The organism is Sphingomonas sp. BLHR8, assembly GCF_056821725.1.
This window is the reverse complement of record NZ_JBPDIM010000001.1, coordinates 662,298-682,906: the sequence shown is the minus strand read 5'-3', so window position 1 is coordinate 682,906 and position 20,609 is coordinate 662,298. Positions and strand designations below refer to the sequence as shown.

Annotated in this window: 12 protein-coding genes; 3 read left to right on the top strand and 9 right to left on the bottom strand. The window is 65.9% G+C overall.

Going from position 1 to position 20,609, the window contains the following annotated elements; translation table 11 throughout:
• Positions 1-3: 3 nt before the first annotated feature.
• The 3 genes from ACRYJK_RS03385 to ACRYJK_RS03375 all read right to left on the bottom strand — a co-directional run bounded on the left by ACRYJK_RS03385 (position 4) and on the right by ACRYJK_RS03375 (position 4,629).
• Positions 4-1,320 carry a Xaa-Pro dipeptidase gene (locus ACRYJK_RS03385; protein ID WP_482666173.1) on the bottom strand — a complete coding sequence of 439 codons (1,317 nt, stop codon included), beginning with the start codon at positions 1,318-1,320 and terminating at the stop codon, positions 4-6.
• A gap of 577 nt (positions 1,321-1,897) precedes the next feature.
• Entirely contained in the window at positions 1,898-3,307 is a 1,410-nt protein-coding gene (gene lpdA, locus ACRYJK_RS03380) for a dihydrolipoyl dehydrogenase (RefSeq protein ID WP_482666172.1), read from the bottom strand.
• Positions 3,304-4,629, bottom strand: coding sequence for a pyruvate dehydrogenase complex dihydrolipoamide acetyltransferase (locus ACRYJK_RS03375; RefSeq protein WP_482666171.1), 1,326 nt, complete (start codon positions 4,627-4,629; stop codon positions 3,304-3,306). Before ACRYJK_RS03375 ends, lpdA begins: the two co-directional genes overlap by 4 nt.
• 91 nt (positions 4,630-4,720) lie before the next feature.
• On the opposite strand from ACRYJK_RS03375, the gene ACRYJK_RS03370 reads away from it, so the two are divergent.
• Positions 4,721-5,182 (top strand): universal stress protein, encoded by a 462-nt coding sequence (locus ACRYJK_RS03370; protein WP_482667388.1) that lies wholly within the window; start codon positions 4,721-4,723, stop codon positions 5,180-5,182.
• 4 nt (positions 5,183-5,186) lie between these two features.
• Here ACRYJK_RS03370 and ACRYJK_RS03365 read toward each other — a convergent pair whose 3' ends face one another.
• The 4 genes from ACRYJK_RS03365 to phaR form a co-directional block, all read right to left on the bottom strand.
• Positions 5,187-7,484 carry a ribonuclease R family protein gene (locus ACRYJK_RS03365; protein ID WP_482666170.1) on the bottom strand — a complete coding sequence of 766 codons (2,298 nt, stop codon included), beginning with the start codon at positions 7,482-7,484 and terminating at the stop codon, positions 5,187-5,189.
• Positions 7,484-8,836, bottom strand: coding sequence for a M28 family peptidase (locus tag ACRYJK_RS03360; RefSeq protein WP_482666169.1), 1,353 nt, complete (start codon positions 8,834-8,836; stop codon positions 7,484-7,486). Before ACRYJK_RS03360 ends, ACRYJK_RS03365 begins: the two co-directional genes overlap by 1 nt.
• A gap of 102 nt (positions 8,837-8,938) precedes the next feature.
• Complete coding sequence (locus ACRYJK_RS03355; protein ID WP_482666168.1) at positions 8,939-10,474, bottom strand: aminoacyl--tRNA ligase-related protein; 1,536 nt, start codon at positions 10,472-10,474, stop codon at positions 8,939-8,941.
• Positions 10,475-10,519: 45 nt separating this feature from the next.
• Positions 10,520-11,035 carry a polyhydroxyalkanoate synthesis repressor PhaR gene (gene phaR, locus ACRYJK_RS03350; RefSeq protein ID WP_482666167.1) on the bottom strand — a complete coding sequence of 172 codons (516 nt, stop codon included), beginning with the start codon at positions 11,033-11,035 and terminating at the stop codon, positions 10,520-10,522.
• 228 nt (positions 11,036-11,263) lie between these two features.
• Here phaR and ACRYJK_RS03345 point away from each other — a divergent pair, with 228 nt between their 5' ends.
• The gene (locus tag ACRYJK_RS03345) at positions 11,264-14,308 is read left to right on the top strand and encodes a TonB-dependent receptor domain-containing protein (RefSeq protein WP_482666166.1); all 3,045 of its coding nucleotides are present in this window, start codon (positions 11,264-11,266) and stop codon (positions 14,306-14,308) included.
• Between the two features lie 553 nt (positions 14,309-14,861).
• Entirely contained in the window at positions 14,862-17,813 is a 2,952-nt protein-coding gene (locus ACRYJK_RS03340) for a TonB-dependent receptor domain-containing protein (protein WP_482666165.1), read from the top strand.
• 71 nt (positions 17,814-17,884) lie between these two features.
• Here the strand turns inward: ACRYJK_RS03340 and alr are convergent, their stop codons facing one another.
• Together alr and ACRYJK_RS03330 are read right to left on the bottom strand one after the other, a co-directional pair.
• On the bottom strand, positions 17,885-18,949 hold the full coding sequence (gene alr, locus ACRYJK_RS03335; protein ID WP_482666164.1) for an alanine racemase: 1,065 nt from the start codon (positions 18,947-18,949) through the stop codon (positions 17,885-17,887).
• A complete protein-coding gene (locus ACRYJK_RS03330; RefSeq protein ID WP_482666163.1) occupies positions 18,946-20,559 on the bottom strand; it encodes an MFS transporter in 1,614 nt (537 codons plus the stop codon). The genes alr and ACRYJK_RS03330 overlap by 4 nt, the downstream gene beginning before the upstream one ends.
• Between the last annotated feature and the right edge of the window lie 50 nt (positions 20,560-20,609).

The window sequence follows — 20,609 nt, the reverse complement described above, 5'->3', positions numbered from 1 at the left end:
GTCTTAGCCGGCGGCCGGAGCCGCAGGCTGCGGCGTGGCGTCGCGCGGCACCAGCCGCCCGCCCTTCACGACGGCGCGCACGCGTTCGAGCGCGGTGATGTCGGTGAGGGGGTCGCCCTCCACCGCGGCGATATCGGCGTAGCGCCCCTGCGCAATCGCGCCGACGTCGCGCTCGCGGCCCAACGCCTGCGCAGCGTTGCGGGTCGCGGCTTGCAGCGCCTGCAGCGGTGTCATCCCATATTGGACCATGAACCGGAACTGCCGTGGCGCCTGGGCATGGGGCATGACCCCGGCATCGGAGCCGAACACCATCCGCACGCCAGCGCGATGGGCCGCCCGGAAATTGTCGCGCTGGAGCTGCGCTATCTCCCGATCCTTGCGCAAATTGTCTTCGAGCACGCCGTTCCGACGGCCCTCGGCCTGGGTATATTCGGTGTTGTAGATATCCATCGAAAACCACACCGGCTGCGCTCGTTGGGTCGCGAGGCGCAGGCCCTCCGCGTCGACCAGGCTGGCATGTTCGATCGTGTCAACACCGGCGCGGATTGCATCGCGAATGCCGCTCGCACCGTGCGCGTGGGCCGCCACACGCAGCCCCATCAGATGCGCGGTGTCGACCACCGCGCGCATTTCCTCGAGGCTCATCTGCTGCTGACCGACCTCTCGCCCGCGCGAAAACACGCCGCCGGTCGCGCAAATCTTGATGACCTCAGCGCCATATTTGGCCATCTGCCGCACGCGTTGCCGCAAGGCATCGGCGCTGTCGGCGACGCCACCGCCGGTCCGCTCGAACGAGGGCGGGAAGAACGTCTCGTCGCAATGTCCGCCGGTCGCGCCGATGGAGGTGCCGGCACCGATGACGCGCGGTCCGATGGCGTAGCCCGCTTCGATCGCCTGACCGAGGCCGATGTCGGCAAAATTCTCCGAGCCTACGTTACGCACCGTCGTGAAGCCCGCGTCGAGCATCGCACGTGCGTTGCGCACGGCGACGATCGGCCAGAAACTGTCGGTATATTGCAGGCCGTTATAGCCGCCGACCTCCGCCAGCGACGACAGGTGGACGTGCATGTCGATGAGCCCGGGGATGAGTGTGCGGTCACCCAGGTCGATATGCTCGACGTTGCTGCCCCAGCGGACCGTGCGTGCATCGGCGATGGACGTGATGCGCCCGTCGCTGCCGACGAAGATCGCCGGGTGTTCGATCGTACGCCCGCTTTCGACGTCGATCATACGCGCAGCGGTGATGACGCTGTCGGCCTGCGCATTCGTCGCCCCGACCAGCGCGGCCAGGGCCACCCCCAATTTCAAAGTCGCACGCATCACCGTTGAGCTCCCATCCCCGTTGTCGATCGCACCATGCGCCGATCAGAAGGGCGCTTGCAATGCCGATCGACCAGCCACCGACCACGTCGCTTGGCCAATGCACCGCGAGCATCACGCGCGAGAGCCCCGTCGCACCCGCAAGGGTGATGGCAAAGGCGAGCGCCGGTCCACGCCAGCGCCCCCGCGCCAGCAGCACCGCTCGGATAGGCGGCGGATGCGATCGGATCGAGCTGTTCGAGGGCGGGCCGCGCTCGACCGAACAGCGGCTTCGATGGCTCGGCGATGCTGCCGGCCAGCGCGACCGCCGCCCCGGGCACCAGCGCGCGCCAACGCCGGCCGGCAAGCGCGGCGCCCAACGCGAGCGCAAGCGCGAACTTGCGCCAGCCGGAGGTCGTGAAACTCGTCCACCACATCAGCTCGATCAGCACCGGCTGCGACCACCCCTGCCGCAAGGCGAGTGCGTGCGAAAGCGAGAGATCGAGCGGATAAGGGGCGCCGCGGACGATGAGCCCGATCGCCAGCGTCAGCAGCATCAGCGCGCCGGCCAGCGAAAGTGCGAGGCGCGGGGAGACGGTCAGATGTGCAGCGCCCGGCCGTCCGCGGCGAGGATGGCCTCGTGCATCATCTCGCTCAGCGTCGGATGCGGATACACGGTGCGCGCGAAATCCTCGTCCACCAGTTCCGCGGCCTTGCCGACGGTGTAACCGTGGATGAGTTCGGTGACCTCGGCTCCGACCATGTGCGCGCCGAGCAGCTCGCCGGTGGCCGCATCGACCACGGTCTTGATGAAGCCCTCGGCCTCCCCCAGCGCGATCGCCTTGCCGTTGCCGATGAAGGGGAAGTTGCCGACCTTTACCTCATGGCCCGCCTCGCGCGCCTTGGCTTCGGTGAGCCCGACGCTCGCCACCTGCGGGTGGCAGTAGGTGCAGCCGGGGATGTTATGGACGTCGAGCGGGTGCGGGTGCACGTCCGCCTTGCCGAGCTCGACGGCAATGGCCTCCGCAGCGATGACGCCCTCGTGGCTCGCCTTATGCGCGAGCCACGGAGCGCCGGTGATGTCGCCGATGGCCCACACCCCGGGCACGTTGGTGCGGCACATCGGGTCGGTGGTGACGTGCCCGCGCTCGGTCGCGACGCCGAGCGTTTCGAGGCCGATGTCTTCGGTATTGGGCACGATGCCGATGGCGACGATGGCGTGGCTCAATTCGTGGCGAGCGACCTTGCCCTCGCGGTCCTCGATCTCGGCGACGACGCCACGGTCGCTTGCGGTCAGGCTTTGCACACCTGCGCCCGTGTGAATGGCGATGCCCTGTTTGGTCAGCGCCTTTTCGAGGAAGGCGGAGACATCGGCGTCCTCGACGGGCACGATGCGGTCGAGCATCTCCACGACCGTCACCTCGGCGCCGATGTCGTTATAGAAGCTCGCGAATTCGATCCCGATCGCGCCCGATCCGATCACCAGCAGCTTCGTCGGGATTTCCTGCGGCACCATCGCGTGACGATAGGTCCAGATGCGCTTGCCGTCGGCTGGAGCAAACGGCAGCTCGCGTGCCCGGCCGCCGGTCGCGATGATAATGTGCTTGGCGCTGAGGGTTTCGCTGCCCTTGTCGCCGGTGACCTCGACGGTGCCGGGCGCGGTCAGTCGCGCCACGCCCATGTGCACCGCGACCTTGTTCTTCTTCATCAGGTGCGCGACGCCCTGATTGAGCTGCTTCGCCACCCCGCGCGAACGCTGCACCACCGCGGCGAGATCGGCGCGCACGCTGCCTTCGACCGCGAGACCGTAGGCCTTGGCGTTCTGCATATAATGCAGCACCTCCGCCGAGCGCAGCAGCGCCTTGGTCGGGATGCAGCCCCAGTTGAGGCAGATGCCGCCGAGCTTCTCGCGCTCGACGATGCCGACCGACAACCCCAGCTGCGCCGCGCGGATCGCCGCAACATAGCCGCCGGGCCCGGAGCCGATGATCAGGAGGTCGTAGGTCACGCGACCAGCCCCAGCGGCGCTTCGACCAGCGCCTTGAACGCGGTCAGCAACTGCGCGCCGTCGGCGCCGTCGATGGCGCGGTGGTCGAAGCTGCCGGTGACGCTCATCACTGTCGCGATACCGAGCGCATCGTCGACGACGACCGGGCGCTTCTCGCCGGCTCCGACCGCGAGGATCATCGCTTGCGGTGGATTCACGACGGCGTCGAACTGTTTGATGCCGAACATGCCGAGGTTGGAGAGGCTGGCGGTGCCGCCCTGATATTCATGCGGCTGCAGTTTCCCTTCGCGCGCCTTGTCCGCGAGCGCCTTCATCTCGGTGGCGATGGCGCTGACCGACTTCGCGCCTGCGTCGACAATGATCGGCGTGATCAGCCCCGACGGCGCAGCGACGGCGACCGAAATGTCGGCGCGGCTGTATCGCCGCAGCTCGTCACCGGCAAAACTGACGTTGCAGCTCGGGACTTGCAGCAGCGCCTTTGCCAGCGCCTTGATCAGAAGGTCGTTGACGCTGAGCTTGACGCCCTGCGGTTCGAGCGCCGCATTGAGCTCGCCACGCAGCTTCAGCAGCATATCGAGGCGAACGTCCACCGTGAGGTAGATGTGCGGAATGGTTTGCTTCGCCTCGGTCAGGCGGCGCGCGATCGTCTTGCGGACATTGTTGAGCTTTTGCGCTTCATAGGGGATACCGTAATCGGGCACCGAAGGAGCGGCAGCCGTCGCGGCGGATGCCGGAGCCACGACCTGCGAGGACGATTGCTGCGCTACAGGGGCCGGCGTCGCAGGCGCCTTGGGCGCCGCGTCGAGATCGGCGCGCACGATGCGCCCCCCCGGGCCCGAACCCGTCACCGTCGACAGGTCGATGCCCTGCTGCTGCGCGATCTTGCGCGCAAGCGGGCTGGCCTTGATGCGCGTTCCTGACGAGGCAGGCACAGCGGACGGCGCTGGCGCGGTGGCGGGTGAAGCTGCGCGAGGCGCAGGAGGCGTCGGCGACGTCGGCGCAGGCTTTTCGTCTGCCTCGGGCTGGGGCGGGGACGGTGCGACAGCGGGCGTAGTCGGGGCGGCGGTACCCACGTCTTCCCCCTCCTCGCCGATCAGCGCGATGACGGTGCCGACCTTCACCCCCTCGCTGCCTTCGGGCACGAGGATCTTGCCGACGGTGCCTTCGTCGACGGCTTCGAACTCCATCGTCGCCTTGTCGGTCTCGATCTCGGCGAGGATGTCGCCGGACTTTACCTCGTCGCCCTCCTTGACCAGCCACTTGGCGAGCGTGCCCTCCTCCATCGTCGGCGACAGCGCCGGCATTTTGAGTTCGATGGGCATGGGGGTCGGGTCTCCGTGGGGGTGAGGCTTGTCAGCCGGCGCCCTTCCAGCCAATCTCGCTCGCGGGGTCAAGGGATGGAGCGTGCGGGCTATGGGCAGCCGAGGTTATCTGGTCGTCATCGACGACACGCCCGAGGCGACGCTCGCGCTGCGATTTGCCGCCCGCCGCGCCGAGGCGACCGGCGGGAGCCTGCACATTCTCGCCCCCCTGCCCCCCGCGGACCCGATCGCGTGGGCGGACGTGGGTGCGACTATCGACGCGGAGGAGCGGGCCGAAGCGCTCGAAAAGGCGCGGCTCGTCGCGCAGTCGATCGTCGAGGAGCACGGCCTCGACCCGGCGGTCACGGTCGCGCGCGGCGAGCCGCCGGAGGTCGTGCGCGATCTGGTCGCGAGAGACGCGAAAATCACTTCGCTCGTGCTCGCTACGGCGCCAACCGGTGCCCCCGGCCCGTTGGTGAGCGCCTTCACTGGCGCCGACGCAGGCCTGTTGCCCGTGCCGGTGATCATCGTCCCAGGCGGGCTGTCCGATGACGCCATCGAGCGGCTGAGCTGAGCTTCTAGCGCGACTGGTGGCGGATGTTCGCGGGTCGGCCGCGACGCGCGGTAGTGACGCGCCGAGGTCCGCCGCGCGCGCCGCGTGGACCGCCGCGGACATTCCACGGCCCCTCACCCTCCGGCGCGTCGGGCAGCGCGAACATCAGCGCGCCGCTGACCGGATCGGCGTGCGTCAGGCGCAGGTCGATTGCCTGCCCGGTGACGAAGCGCCGCCCGCTCTCTTCCCCGACCAGTGCTTGAGCGGCCTCCTCCCAGCGGAAATATTCGTCGCCGAGGGTGCGCGCGGGCACCAGCCCGTCGCCGCCGAGCCCCGCCACCTGCGCGAAGAAGCCGAACGGTTGCACCCCGGTGATGCGGGTCGGCAGCACCTCCCCCACCTTTTCCGCGAGATAGGCGGCGACATAGCGGTCGATCGTCTCGCGCTCCGCCTCCATCGCGCGGCGTTCGGCGGCGGAGATGAGTTCGCCGATGCGCGCGAATTCCGCACCTTCGGATTTCGAGAGCCCGGTGATCTTCTTGAGGCCCTGCACCGACGGCGGTGGAGCTTCCAGGTCGTAGGCGCTGACCAGCGCGCGATGGACCAGAAGGTCCGCGTATCGCCGAATGGGCGACGTGAAGTGCGCGTAGCTGCCCAGCGCGAGGCCGAAATGCCCGGCATTGGCGGGGCCGTAATAGGCCTGAGTCTGCGTGCGAAGCATCTGCTCCATGATCCGCGCCCGCTCCTCGACGTCGTCGAAACGCGCGATCAGCCGGTTGAACACCGCAGGCGTCATGACTTGGCCGAGCGCAAAGCTTTGCTCGTAGGTGGCGAGGAAGTCCTTGAGCGTCACCAGCTTTTCGCGCGAAGGCGGCTCGTGGACGCGGTACATGACCGGCGACTGTTTCGCCTCGAGCGCCTTTGCCGCGGCGACGTTGGCGGCGATCATGAAGTCTTCGACCAGGCGGTGGGCATCCAGGCGCTCGCGCACGCGCACTTCGACGATGCGGCCGGCGTCGTCGAGCCGCACCTGCCGTTCGGGAAGATCGAGTTCGAGCGGTTCACGCTCGTCGCGCGCCTTGGCGAGCGCGCTCCACGCGCCCCACAGTGCCTTGAGCGGAGCGAGCAGCGGGGCCTCCTGCCCCTCGGGGGCATCGCCGTCGATCAGCGCCTGCGCGCGTTCGTAGGCGAGGTTCGCTGCGAGGCGCACCACCGCGCGGGTGAAGCGATGATCGAGCATCCGCCCACGCGCATCGAGCCGCAGATGGCAGACCATCGCCGCGCGATCCTCGCCGGCCTTCAGCGAGCACACACCGCTCGACAATATATGCGGCAGCATCGGCACGACGCGGTCGGGGAAATAGACGCTGTTGCCGCGTTTGCGCGCTTCGCTGTCGAGCGCGCCCCCCGGCCGCACGAAAAAACTGACGTCGGCGATCGCCACCACCGCGCGCCAGCCGCCTGCATTCGACGGATCGTCATCCGGCTCCGCCCACAGCGCGTCGTCGTGATCGCGCGCGTCGATCGGGTCGATGGCGATGATCGGCAGGTCGGTGAGATCCTCGCGTCGCGCATCCTCGAGCGACAATTGCGACGCGATCGAAGCTTCCGTCTCCACATCGTCCGCGAAATGGTGACGGATGCCGAATTTGTGGATGGCGATCAGGCTCAGCGCCTTGGGCGCGAACGGGTCGCCGAGGACCTCTAGCACCTTGGCCGAACGTCCGCGCGCATCGACACGCGCCAGCACGAGGTCGCCCGCCTGCGCTTCGCCGGGCTCAGCGATCGGCCATTCGCGGCGCTGGCGCTTGTCCACCGGGCGCAGCACGAACATCGGCTTGCCGCTCGGTGTCTTCTCGGCGGCGACGATGCCGAGCTCTTCGTCTTGGGCCGACTCAAGCTTCTTCATCGGGTGAGCGCGGTAACCGGCGCCCGCCTCCTCGATGCGCGCGAGGATGCGGTCCCCCTCGCCCAGCGCGCCACGCCGCCCGCGCTCGACCACCTTGACCACCGGGGGCGGTTCGGCGGCCGTCCACTGCGCGGGAATGGCGGTCGCATGGCTGCCGTCGTGGCCGGTGATGCGCAGCACCATAACCTTGGGCAGCGACCCCGCAGGCGTCAGCGGCCCGCGCGCGCCGCTGTCGATCAGCCCTTCGTTGGCCATGTCCCGCAGCAGCGCTTTCAGCTGCACCTTGGCAGGCCCACGCACGCCGAAAGCCTTGGCGAGGTCGCGCTTGTCGACGAGGCCCTTCTCGCCCTTGATCCAGTCCAGGATCTGCTCGCGCGTGGGGAGCTCGCCTCGGCGCTCCGGGCGTCGTGCCATCAACGCGTTGCCGGGCGGGGGAGCGGCACGTAGGCACCACCCGGGACGGCGCTCGCGACCGGGCTCTCCGCGCCTGCGGCACTCATCGCCGACACGCCAAACACCCAGTCGTCGACCCGCACGCCGCGCAGCACATGGCTACGCGCGGTGCCGTTGGCGCGAGCAACCGGCATCCAGTCCCGCGCGTCGGTCGCGCGCTGGTAGATGCGGTAGCCCGCGGCCCCGGCAACCTCCGGCCATTCCAGCGTCGTGTCGGTCGAGACCGCACCGCGCACCCGTGGCGCAGGCGGCATCGGCGCCTTCGCCAGCGCGTCGAGCGCGGCAATATTCAGCCGCGTCACGCGCGCGAGGTACGCGAAGTCCATCTCGGCAATGACGTCGCCGTAGAATTTACCATTCTCGGTGCGGAGGTCCTGATGCTGGTGGTCGTAATCCTCGATGCCGACGGTCAGACGCACCGCGGGAAAGCCCGCATCCTGCATGGGAAGCTGATCGCCCCCGCGTCCAAACCGGTCCGAGCGCCACACTTGCCGCACATCAAGACCGAGCCCGCGCTGGTGCGCCGCGATGGTGTCGATGAATCGCGACAGATTGCGCGAGGGGGAATCATTTTCCCCACCCTCGCGCCGCCCTGCCGCGCGGCTGGCGTCGGTGCCGTCGGCACGCGGCCCTTCCGAAAACACGCGCACCGATCCTGAGTCGACGCGCCCGTCCGAGCCGCGGCTGCCGCCGATAATGTCGTTGTTAAGCACGGCCTTCACGACATAGCGGCGCTCCTTTGCCCAATCGGCCAACAGCCGCCCGCCGAGCAGCCCCTGTTCCTCGCCCGACAGCACCGCATAGATGATCGTCGTCGGATAGCGCCGCTGCGATAAAACACGCGCCGCCTCCAGCACTGCTGCCGTTCCCGAGCCATTGTCATTCGCGCCCGGCGCTTCCACCCGGGCATCGAGCACGTCCGTCCCGCGGCTGTCGATATGGGCGGAGATGATGACGACCTCGTTCGGGCGCTCGGTTCCGCGCTGTATTCCGACGACGTTGACCAGCCGCGTCGGCGTCGGCACCCGCTCGCCGGTCACCACGCGTTCCGGCAGCTCGACGGAGATGCAGCCACCGCAGCCAGCACCGACGCGCCGCAGCTCCTGCTCCGCCCAGCGTCGCGCCGCGCCGATGCCGCGCGAGGCGTTATCCTGTTCGGACATGGTGTGCCGCGTTCCGAACCCGACCAGAGTATTCAGGTCGGCACGCAGCCGAGCCTCGGATACGCTGGCGGTCGGGCTGGGGGAGCGTTGGGCGACGGCGGGTGCGGCGATGGCGAACGCCAGCACGGGCAGCAGGATGCGAGAGGTCATGGCGCTTTGTTGCGTGCCGGGCGCCCGACCGCAAGTGCGCGGCGTCGCTTCCACCATTTCAGCGCCATCCGCCGGCGTGAAGCGCCAGCGGAAGCACGCGGCTCAATAGGTCCGCCCCACCAGCACCCGCTCGACCGCCGTTCGTCCAGTCAGCGGGCAGGCGCCCTCCGCCGGAGCCGCGTCCAGCGGGGCGTTCCGAACGGTGAGCTTGAGCGCCTTGATCCGCTCGACAACCTCGTCCAGCTCCGCTCCGGTCGGACGGCTCCACGAAATTTCGACCCAGCCGGGCACTTCGGTTTCACGGAAGTAGGCCTCGATTGCCGACCAGTCGGTCAGGTCGCGGCGGATCGAGCCGTCCATGCGGGTGCGTGCGGCGGTCAGCATGTCGCCCTGAAGCGTTTCCAGCATCGCGGGCGCCTCGGCGACAAACGTCGCGCGATCCGGAAACTCCGACGCGAGCTTGCCATCGTCCCGATAGAGCGCGTGGCGCCGGATCACTGCGACCTTCCCCGCAGCGACATCGCGCGCTCCCACCTCGACCACCAGCGGAGCGCCTTTCTTGAGCCACTCCCAGCGTTTGGTCGCGCTCTTTCCCGGGCGCTTGTCGAGATGGGCGCGGACAGGCTCACCCAGCGCGGCGCTCGCCCGCAGCTCGCTCGCCAGGGACGCGCAGTAGTCAAGAATGGCCGCATCGCCATCGTCCTCGCGCAGCATCGGTACGATGACGATTTGATGCGGTGCGATGGCCGGGGGAACACGCATCCCGTCATCGTCGGCGTGGGTCATGATCACCCCGCCGATCATGCGAGTAGAGGTGCCCCAGCTCGTTGTGTGGGCAAAGTCGTGCCCGCCCTCGCGGGTCTGATAGCGGATGCCCGCCGCCACCGCGAAACTGGTGCCGAGATAGTGCGAGGTCCCCGCCTGCAGCGCCTTGCCGTCCTGCATCATCGCTTCGATGGAGTAGGTCGCGACGGCGCCGGGGAAACGCTCGTGCTCGGGCTTTTCGCCAGAGATGACCGGCATTGCCAGCACATCCTCGGCAAAGCTGCGGTACATTTCGAGCGCGCGCATCGTCTCCTGTCGTGCGTCGGCCTCATCGGCGTGGGCGGTGTGCCCCTCCTGCCACAGAAATTCGGCGGTGCGCAGAAACATGCGCGTGCGCATTTCCCAGCGCACGACATTCGCCCACTGGTTGACCATCAGCGGCAGGTCGCGCCAGCTCTGCACCCAGCGTGCCATCGCCGCGCCGATCACCGTCTCCGACGTCGGCCGCACGACCAATGGCTCTTCGAGCCGGGCCTCGGGGTCGGGCACCAGTCCCCCTTCGCCGTCGCCGATCAGGCGGTGATGGGTGACCACCGCCATCTCCTTGGCGAAGCCATCGACGTGCTCGGCCTCCTTGGCGAAATAGCTGAGCGGGATGAACAGCGGGAAATAGGCGTTGTCGACACCCGCGGCCTTGATGCGATCATCCATCAGCCGCTGAATTCGCTCCCAGATGCCATAGCCCCACGGCCGGATGACCATGCACCCGCGCACGCCGCTCTCCTCCGCCATGTCCGCGGCGGCGATCACTTCCTGATACCAGCCGGCAAAGTCGGAAGCGCGCGTCGTGGCGAGCGCGTGTTTGATGGTCATGAAAACTCCGTCGGTCCGGCCAATGGTCTGGCGTCGGAGGCGCCGTTAGCCTTTGCCCTTGAGCGCGTCGAGTTCGCGCTGCAGCCGCGCAATCTCCGCATCGCGCGGATCCGGCGGTTCGGTCGCACCGGCCTTGCCCGCAGCCGGCGATCGAAATGCCGCAGTCGCCGCGTCGAACATCGCCATGTTGGCGCGCGCGATCTGCTCGAACGGTGTGCCCGTCACGGCGCCTTCGATACTGTCACGAATTTGGGTTTGGCTGGCGCGCAGCTGGTCCATCGACGCGCGGAAATAGTGCGGCACCATGTCCTCCATGGCCCCACCATAGAGGCCGATCATCTGGCGGAGCACGTCCACCGGCAACATGGTGCCCGCGCCATGCTCCGCCTCGACGATGATCTGAGTCAGCGTCTGCCGCGTGAGATCCTCGTCCGTGCGCGCGTCGATGACCTGAAAGTCGACCCCGCGTCGAACCATCGCATGCAGATCGTCGAGCGTGACGTAACGCGACTGCTCCGTGTCGTAGAGCCGGCGGTTGGCGTATTTCTTGACGATCCGCATCTAAAGAGGCGCCGAGCCGGCGTCCGCCGAGTCAACCATGCCGCTCCTTCACGCTTAACTTCCGCCAGCTAAGCATGTCTCGTGCGCCAGTCAAACACCCGTGTGACAATTTTGAGACACTCGTGTACATTCTTGGCCGAAGAGCTGCCGGGGCTTGTCACAGGCGTGCGGGTCGGGTTGATGGTGCGCCATGCTGCCCTTTGACAATGTGCGAGCATCCAGGAGAAAATGATGCGCAAATCTAGCTTCGTTGGTGGAGCCGGCATCGCAATTGCCTTTGCAATTTCTGCACCGGCCTATGCCCAGACGACCGAGTCCACCGAAACTGTTCCGAGCACGACCGCGACCCAGTCGTGCCTCGACCAGAACGCCAACGGCGTGTGCGACGCGGACGAGGGTGCGATCGTTGTCACCGGCTCGCGCATCCGCCGCGACGAATATTCGACGGTCGAACCGATTACCGTCGTCACCGCGGAGGAAATCACTCAGTCGGGCTTTAACAGCGCGACCGACGCTCTTCAGAGCACCGAGGTCACTCAGGGTGCTGCCCAGATCAACAACTACTATGGCGGTTTCGTGACCGATGGCGGGACCGGCGCCAACACGCTGGGTCTGCGCGGCCTCGGCCCGGCCCGCACCCTCGTCCTGCTGAATGGCCGTCGCATTTCGCCGGCCGGCACGCGCGGGTCGGTTCTGTCGGCCGACCTCAACGTGCTGCCGACTGCGATCATCGACCGGATCGAAATTCTGAAGGCCGGTGCGTCCTCGGTTTACGGCTCGGACGCGATCGCGGGCGTCGTCAACATTCTCACCGACAATCGCCTGCGTGGACTGACCATCAACGCGCAGGTTAACGTGCCCGAAATCGGTGCGGGCGTGGACTATCGCACGTCTGCGAGCTTCGGTTTCGGCAACGACCGCCTGAGCGTTATCGGCTCGGTCGAATACCGCAAGCGCCAGGCCATCCGCCTGTATGATGTCGCTTTCACACGTTGCCCGGTGGGCGGTTACCTTGACGGTGAAGGGTCCGAATTCGGTTCGGGCGATATTGCCGGTTTCGATGGCACGACTTGCTTCACGCTCGACAATGGTGGCGTCACGATCAACACGCTCGGCGTCCGCGACCGTCAGGGGATCGGGCGCACGAGCGGGGCGCCGGGGGTGTTCAACCGCTTCGTTCCAGCTCTCCCGACGCAGGGCGGCGGCACGCCGGGTTTTCTCGGGGTTGGCTTTTACGACCGTGACACGTTCGATCCGGCCAGCCAGATGGAAGAAGTCGTCACGCCGGTCGAGAGTTACACCGGTTTTCTGTCGGCTACCTACGACCTGCAAATGCTCGGGAACGCGGAATTATACGCCGAAGTGCTCGGCAGCCGTCGCAAGTCGTCGTCGATTCTCTATCGTCAGCTGAGCCTCGACTACTTGACCGGAAGCCCGCTCGTTCCCGAGATTTTCCGAAACGGAGTTTTCGCCAACCCGACCAATACGTCCAGCGGTCGGACGATCGCCGCTCGGGCATTCGTCGGCTATGGCAACACGGATTCACGTCAGGAAGTGGACTATGTGCGGGCCGGGGTTGGTCTGCGCGGTGACTTTTTCATGAACGGATGGCGTTACGACGTTTACGCCGGCAAGTCGTGGACGGACGGTCGGTACGAGATCGAATCCTTCCTCGTCGACCGGTTGGCCACTTCGCTCAACGTGGTGCAGAACCCCGACGGCACGTTCAGCTGCGCTGCGCAGGCACAGATCGCCAACTGCGTCGCTGCCCCGCCGCTGAATGCTGATACGATTGGTGGACGCCTGCCGCAGGCGTTCCGCGACTACATCGTCGCCAACACGGTCGGGACAAACGTCTTTCGTGAGACGACCTTCTCGGCGTCGATCGACGGTCCTCTGTTTACGTTGCCGGCGGGTGAAGTTCAGTTGGTACTCGGTGCCGAATATCGTCGTCAGCGGATCGACGACACGCCGGACGAGAATGCTCAGCGCGGCAACCTGTTTGGTCTGACGGCCTCGGTTCCGACGCGCGGCAGTGACGCGGTGCGTGAGGTCTTCGCCGAACTCTTCGTTCCGCTCCTGTCGGATCGGCCGTTTTTCGAAAATCTCAACCTTAACGGGTCGGTTCGTTACACGGACTACGACTCATACGGCAGCGACGTGACCTACAAGATCGCTGGTGAATGGGAGTTCTTCCCGGGTTTCGGGATCCGCGGCAGCTATGGCACGTCTTATCGCGCGCCGGCCCTCGCTGAACAATTTCTCGGAGCGACCAGCGGGTTCTTGGCGAGCTCGAGCGATCCGTGCGATAAGGACAGCTTCCCGCGGCGCAACGGCCAGCCCAATCCGGCCGCGTACACGCCGACGCAGGTTCAGCGGGCGGCGAACTGCGCCGCGGTCGGGATCGACATCAACACGTTCGATCAGAACAGCGGTGTGACGGTCTTCAACCGCGGTGGTGCCGACACGGGCCTCGCGGCGGAAACGTCGCGCAACTGGTCGGCCGGTGTGGTGTTCCAGCCGCGCATGTCGTCGACAACGTCGCTGTCACTGGCGCTCGACTATTTCGACATCGTCGTCGAGAACGGTGTGTCGAGCCTGGGTGGCGCGACCATTCTGTCGCGGTGCTACAATGCGGTCGATTTCAGCCCGACCAGCGGCTTCTGCCGCTTCGTGACCCGGGACCCCAACCGGACCCTCACGGTCACCAGCGGGTACGTGAACCTCGCGACCGATATCGTTCGCGGTTTCGAGTTCAACGCTCGTCTCGCAACCGACCTGCTCGGTGGGCGACTCACGATGAACGGAAGCCTGACCAAATATGAAGAACAGTCGGACCGCCTGTTCCCCGACGAGTTCAAGCGTGACGCCAACGGCGCGCTGACTTCGCCAGAATGGGTGGGCTCGTTCGACGCGTCGTATCGCACCGGCCCTGTGACCGTTCGCTATGGGCTCAGCTGGGTTGACGGCAGCTATGGCACTTACGAACTGCTTGCATTCAACCGGACGACCGGCACTTCGGATCCAGCCACGGTGCAGAGCTACCGTGATGCAGCGCTGGTAGAGGTGGACGACTACTTCCTCCACACGCTGTCGGCGCAGTTCAACGTGGCGGAGAATTTCCAGCTCACCGCTGGCGTTCGCAACCTGCTCGACACGCAGCCGCCTCGCATCACGGCGTTTGGTTTCTCGACGACGGGCAATGCTCCGCTCTACTCGGGCTACGACTTCGTCGGCCGGACGTACTTTGTGAACACGACCTTCCGATTCTGAAGTTGAAGCAATCGATTTGACTAGAAAAGGGGCCACCGGGAGACCGGTGGCCCATTTTTTTGCGCACATAGCCAACCCGATTCCCGTAACTGCGCCCGGCCCCACCACTCTGACGGAAAGGCAACGCTTCCCTCCTAACGTTATGCGTCAATAGGGCCTGGCTCACATACGCCCTTGTCGTGGGGTTGAAAGAGCTATGATGACCCGCCAGCGAATGTGGCTCAATCGCAACAGCGAGGTCCCATTGTGACGGCTCCGTAAACCAAGGCTTGCGAGCGGACGCGAGTCGCGGTTGAACGTCCGGTGAATACCCGTGGCAAGTCGGGTTCATCTGAAGAGTAACATGCGCACGACCCGTTTTCTCGGTGCGGCGAGCTTGGCCATCGCCTTCGCGATCTAGACGCCGGCCTTCGCCCAGACGACCAGCACCACGCCCCCCGCGGACGAAACATCGGTCGCGCGTGACGACACCATCTGCGTCGACGACAATAATGACGGTGTTTGCGACAGCGAAGACAGTCGCGCGATTGTCGTTACCGGGTCGCGCCTGCGCGTGCCGGAGGCGACCAACTTCGCGCCGACGGTTTCGGTCAACCAGCAGTATCTCGAAGATCGCAACCTCACCAACGTCGCGGATGCGCTCAACGAACTGCCCGGCTATCGCGGGTCGGTGACCCCGTCGGGCGCGCAGGGGTCCTTTGGTCAGGGCGTCAACTTCGTCAACACCTTCGGGCTCGGCAGCAACCGCAACCTGACCCTTCTCAACGGTCGCCGCGTCGTCACGTCGAACAGCATCTCGATTTTCGGCAACGCATCGCCCGGGACGCAGGTTGACCTTAACATCATCCCGTCAATCCTCGTCGACCGTATCGAACGCCTCTCCGTCGGCGGTGCGCCGGCCTACGGCTCGGACGCGATCGCCGGCGTCACCAACTTCATCATGCGCGACCGGTTCGAGGGCGTCGAAGTGCGCGGCACGACCCGCATCACGGAACGCGGCGACAACTTTACGTTCGCAGTGCAGGGGGCGGCCGGGTTCAACTTCCCGGATAATCGCGGGAACGTTGCGATTGCAGCGTTCCACGAAGAGGTTACCGGGGCGCTGTTCAACTCGCGCGACTTCTACCGGGACAACCTCGGCTTCCTGACGAACCCCTGCTCGATCCCGGGCCCCTCGTGCACCAGCAACCTGGTCACGAACTTCCGCTCATCGCCGCTGACGAACGATGGCCGCATCAACGGCAACATCGGGTTCAACAATGCGACGAACGACGGCTTCCCGGGGTCGATCCTGGTGCGCAATGTCACCATCCCGTCGCTTTCGCGCGGCGGTGTGATCGCCAACATCGGCGCACTTCGGCCGCTGGACTTCAACTACCAGTTCGGTCCGAACGGCGATCTCATCCCGTACAATCGCGGGATTCTGTTCAACGGTCCGATCAACAGCGCCGCTTCGCGCGCGTCGGGCGGTGACGGCTTCACCTTCAGCGACTTCTCGCAGCTCACTTCGAACCTCCGCCGGACAAGCGTGTCGCTATTCGCGAACTACGATCTGACCGATGGCGTGACGGCGTTCGTTGAAGGGCTTTACTACCGTGGTTACGGTGACGAGCTCGTTCAGCAGCCGACGTTCAACTCCACCTTGTTCGGTGGCGCAAGCAGCGCTCTCAACTTCTCGGTCGACAACCCGTTCCTGACCCCGCAGGCTCGCAATCTGCTGGTCACCAACGGTTATCAGCGTTTCCTGCTTAGCCGTGCGAACGTCGATCTCTCGGACAACACCGGTTTCTCTCAGAACGACCTCTACCGGGGCGTCGTAGGCCTGCGCGGTGACCTGCAGCTGGGTGGGCGTGACTTCAACTGGGAAGTCGCCGGGGTCTATGGTCGCAACGATTTCTATGACTATGGCCAGGGCATCAATCAGCAGAACTTCGTCAACGCGGTCAACGTCACGCGCAATGCCGCGGGTCAGATCGTTTGCGACGCGAACCCGGCGGTCAATGCGGCAGCGGCAAGCGGGGTCGCCCCGAAGGCCGACCCGGCGTGCGTCCCGCTGAACCTGTTCGGCGAAGGTCGCCCGAGCCAGGCTGCGCTCGACTACATCCTGCAGGATGTGTCCGCGGCCAGCCGCTTCGAACAGAAGGTGTTCAACATCAACTTCGGCGGCTCGCCGTTCGATCTGTTCGGAAACCCGGTCGCCTTCAACGTCGGTTACGAACACCGCGAGGAGAGCGCGTCGTTTACGCCGGACGCCTTCCAGCAGGCCGGCCTCGGTCGTTCGGTGGCGATCACGCCGAACAGCGGGTCCTATAACCTCGACGAGGTTTTCGGAGAATTGCTCGTCACGGTGATTTCGCCGGACAACGACTCGTTCATCCACCGGCTCGAGCTGAACGGCAAGGCGCGCTACGTCGACAACACGGTCAATGGCGGGTTCCTGGCGTGGACTGCGGGCGGCCTCGTCGAGCCGTTTGCCGGACTGGCGTTCCGCGGAAACTTCACGCGGTCGTTCCGTGCGCCTGCGATCACCGAGCTGTTTTCGCCCACCACGAATACGTTCGTCACGGTGCCGGATCTCTGCTCGACCGCAAACCGCAACGCTGGACCCGTTCCGGAAACCCGCGCGCGCAACTGCGCCGCGTTCCTGGCGAAGTTCCCGAACGCGACGCCGCTGGCGGCGAGCCTCGCTACCGTTCCGGGGCGCTCCGGGGGTAATCCCGACCTCGATAACGAGCAGGCGGATTCCTACACGCTCGGTGTCGTGCTGCAGCCGCGCTTCGTGCCCGGCCTGACGATGACGGTCGATTATATCGATATCGATCTGACCAAGCCGATCTCCAGCCTTTCGGTGGCGCAGATCGCATCGGGCTGTTTCGACAATGAGACGTTCGACGCGAACGACCCGGCGAACGGTAACTCGTTCTGCTCGCAGATCCGTCGCGATGCGACCGGTCAGGTGATCGCAGATCCGGCCAATCCGGGTGTGTCCTCGGGGTTCGTCAACGGCCAGCGGATCTACTTCGCCGGGGTGCAGGGAACGCTCGACTACACGCGTCGCGTCGATGGCCTCGGCCCGAACGCGCGCTTCTCGGTCGACGGGAACCTGTTCTACGTGCACCGCCGCATCGTCGATACGACAGGTGTTGCGCCGGCGCGCTCGGACGGCATCGTTGGTGACCCGCAGTTCCAGGGTCAGTTGAACTTCCGCTATGCCGACGACAATTTCGGGATCGCGACGTTTTTCAACTACATCGGCGAACAGCTGATCTCGCGCTTCAACCGGGCTCCGGCGCCGAACGATATCCGTGAGTTCGACGAGTACGACGATTACGTCACGGTGGATGCGTCGGTGTTCTTCAACATCAACCCGAACTTCCGCCTCACGCTCGGTGTGACCAACCTGTTCGACCGGATCGGCCAGGAATATTACGGCTATTACATCCCCGGTGCGATCAGCGACAACCTCGGCCGCCGCTATTCGGCGACGGCACGGGTCAAGTTCTGATCAGGCTCAAGGCAAAAATGGGGGTCGCCGAGCAATCGGCGCCCCCTTTTTTGTGGCTCGGTCAGCGGAGCTCAGCACCAGATACGTTCGGCCCTCGAGCTCAGGAGCGTGAGCAACTCATATTGCGATAAAGACGTGCGAGCGGACAGCGACGCGAGCTCATAGTCGAGCGTGACCCAGTCCCCTTCCCCGACCGAGGAAGCATCCGGAAGAGCGATGGCGGTGAGATCCATCGAAACGCGCCCGAGGGTGGGGTAGCTCTGACCGCCAATTCCGACTGAACCAACGCCGTTGCTGAACACGCGCAGCAATCCATCGGCATATCCAATGTTGAGGATTCCGATCCGCATGTCGCGGTCCGCCTGCCAATTCCCGCCGTAGCCGACCCGATCGCCCGATTGAACGGCACGCACCTGCACCAATTGCGCTTCGGGCGTGACGACAGGCAGGATTTCGCCGCGCGCTTCCGCCCGCGGGACGCCGCCGTACAGCCCCAAGCCGGGGCGAGTGAGGTCGAAGCAAAAGTCATCGCCGAGGTAGATACCGGCGCTGTTCGACAGGCTCAGTCGCCGCGCGCCGACGTACGCGCCCGCGTCGACGAGCGCCTCGCGCTGCTGGCGGTTCCTCACGCTGGTTTCGTCGGCGTCCGCGAGATGGCTGTGAAGCGTATCGATCCGGAGGCGGTCGAGTGCCGTGGCTCCCAACTCGTCGGGGCGCAGACCGAGGCGGGTCATGCCCGTGTCGACCATCAGGTCGCAGGGCCGGCCCTCCGCCCTGGCCACCCAGCGCTCGATCTGTTCGGCGCTATTGAGGACCGGACGTGCGAAGCCGGCGCGTGCAATCTCCATATCTTCATCACGAACGCCGTGCAGCACGCTGAGCGACACGCCGTCGACGAGGTCGGCGATGTCCGCGGCCTCGCGCCAGGTCGCCACGAAAAAGTCGCGGCATCCAGCCTCCCGCAACCGTCGCACAACCTCACGCGCGCCAAGGCCATAGGCGTTCGCCTTGACCGCCGCGCCGCAGTCGGCCTGCCCCGACCGGCGCGCCAGGGTGCGCCAGTTCGCCGTCAGCGCCTCTCTATCGAGGCGAATACGCAGGGGGGCGGGCGGAAGCGGGGGGAGCGTGTCGATCACGCCCCCCGCGTGGCGCGGGGCAGCGTCTCGCGCAAGAGGAACAGCGTCACGACGAAGGCCATGGCAACAACCCCCCACGTGTACCACAGTCCGGCGTAAATATCCCCGGTTCGCGCTGCGATGTAGGCCGCGATGAGCGGCAGGAATCCGCCGAAATAGCCCGTACCGATATGATACGGGATGGACAGCGAGGAATAGCGCACGCGCGGCGGAAACAACTCCGACAACAGCGCCGCCACCGGGCCATAGGTCAGCCCCGAAAGAGCGGACAGCGCGAGCAGGATGAGGAAGATGGTCATCAATTGACCGGCGCCGGGACGATGCTTCGCAAAATCATATCCGACCCGGGTCAGCGCAGGTTCGATCACCTTGGCATCGGCGATGGGCACCTCCGCCCCCGGGACGCGCAGCACAGGCAAGGTACCCGGTCGTCCGGCCGACAAGGCGTAAGGCACGCCCAGGCGGGACAGTTCCGACATGGCTTTGCCGCATTCGGTACGCTGCTTGCTCGCGAACGGGTCGAAGCGGCAGTCGCTGCCGACCAAGGTCACCGGGCTTGCCTGCGCAGCGTGCGCCAGCGCTGGGTGGCCGGCGCTCCCGAGCGCGTGGAACAGCGGGAACAGCAGGGCGAGCGTGAGGCCGTAGCCGAGCACGATCGGCAGTTTTCGCCCCACCCTGTCCGACCACCATCCGGCGAGAATGAAGAAGCCCATGCCCACGAGCGCGGCCAGCCCGACGATCACTTCCGCCACCGTATCTTCGACGCGCAGCGGTCCTTTCAGCATGGTCAGCCCCGAGAACATCGCGGTGTACCAGATCACCGTGAGCCCCGCGGCGATACCGAACAGCGCGACGAACAGCCGGAGCGGATTGCCGGGGTAGGTGAAGGTCTCGCGAAGTGGCTGGCGCGACGTTTCGCCGGCCGCTTTCATTGCCACGAACACCGGGCTTTCGGAAAGCTTGACCCGCATCCACAGCGATATGGCGAGAAGGATGATCGACAGAAGGAACGGCACGCGCCAGCCCCAACTCGTCCAGATTTCGGCGGGCATCAGCGCCTTGCAGGACAAAACCACGACCAGGCTCAGGATGAACCCGCCGACGACGCTTGCCTGAATGAAGCTGGTGTAGAAGCCGCGTTTGTGCGGCGGGCTGTGTTCCGCGACGTAGATCGCCGCGCCGCCATATTCGCCGCCCAGCGCGAGTCCCTGGAGGATGCGGAGCAGCAGGACGAGGATCGGTGCGGCGATGCCGATGCTCTCCGCGGACGGAATCAGCCCCACCCCCGCCGTGGCGATACCCATCAGCGTAACGGTGACGAGGAACGTATATTTGCGACCCAGCCTATCGCCGAGCACCCCGAACAACACGGCGCCGAGCGGACGAAAGCCGAACCCGACGGCGAAGCCCGCCCACACCAGGAGCGTCTCCAACGTCGCGGAACCCGACGGGAAGAAGGTGCCGCCGATGATCGCGGCGAGCGTGCCGTAGATGAAGAAGTCGTACCATTCGAACACCGTCCCAGCGGACGATGCGGCGATCACCAGCCGCATCTCCCTTGCGCTCGGCTCACGCGCCGCGAGCGCCGCAGCCTCCGCTTCGCTGTCCATTCCGTCCCCCAACGCGTTTCGAGTTTAGCCGGGATACGCACCGGGGACAT

Bases quoted from the DNA above. Each gene is read 5' to 3' on its own strand.
- ACRYJK_RS03360 (WP_482666169.1), bottom strand. From the start codon at position 8,836: ATGACCTCTCGCATCCTGCTGCCCGTGCTGGCGTTCGCCATCGCCGCA.
- ACRYJK_RS03375 (WP_482666171.1), bottom strand. From the start codon at position 4,629: ATGCCCATCGAACTCAAAATGCCGGCGCTGTCGCCGACGATGGAGGAG.
- ACRYJK_RS03330 (WP_482666163.1), bottom strand. From the start codon at position 20,559: ATGGACAGCGAAGCGGAGGCTGCGGCGCTCGCGGCGCGTGAGCCGAGC.
- ACRYJK_RS03355 (WP_482666168.1), bottom strand. From the start codon at position 10,474: ATGACCATCAAACACGCGCTCGCCACGACGCGCGCTTCCGACTTTGCC.
- ACRYJK_RS03385 (WP_482666173.1), bottom strand. From the start codon at position 1,320: ATGCGTGCGACTTTGAAATTGGGGGTGGCCCTGGCCGCGCTGGTCGGG.
- ACRYJK_RS03345 (WP_482666166.1), top strand. From the start codon at position 11,264: ATGATGCGCAAATCTAGCTTCGTTGGTGGAGCCGGCATCGCAATTGCC.
- phaR (WP_482666167.1), bottom strand. From the start codon at position 11,035: ATGCGGATCGTCAAGAAATACGCCAACCGCCGGCTCTACGACACGGAG.
- ACRYJK_RS03365 (WP_482666170.1), bottom strand. From the start codon at position 7,484: ATGGCACGACGCCCGGAGCGCCGAGGCGAGCTCCCCACGCGCGAGCAG.
- ACRYJK_RS03370 (WP_482667388.1), top strand. From the start codon at position 4,721: ATGGGCAGCCGAGGTTATCTGGTCGTCATCGACGACACGCCCGAGGCG.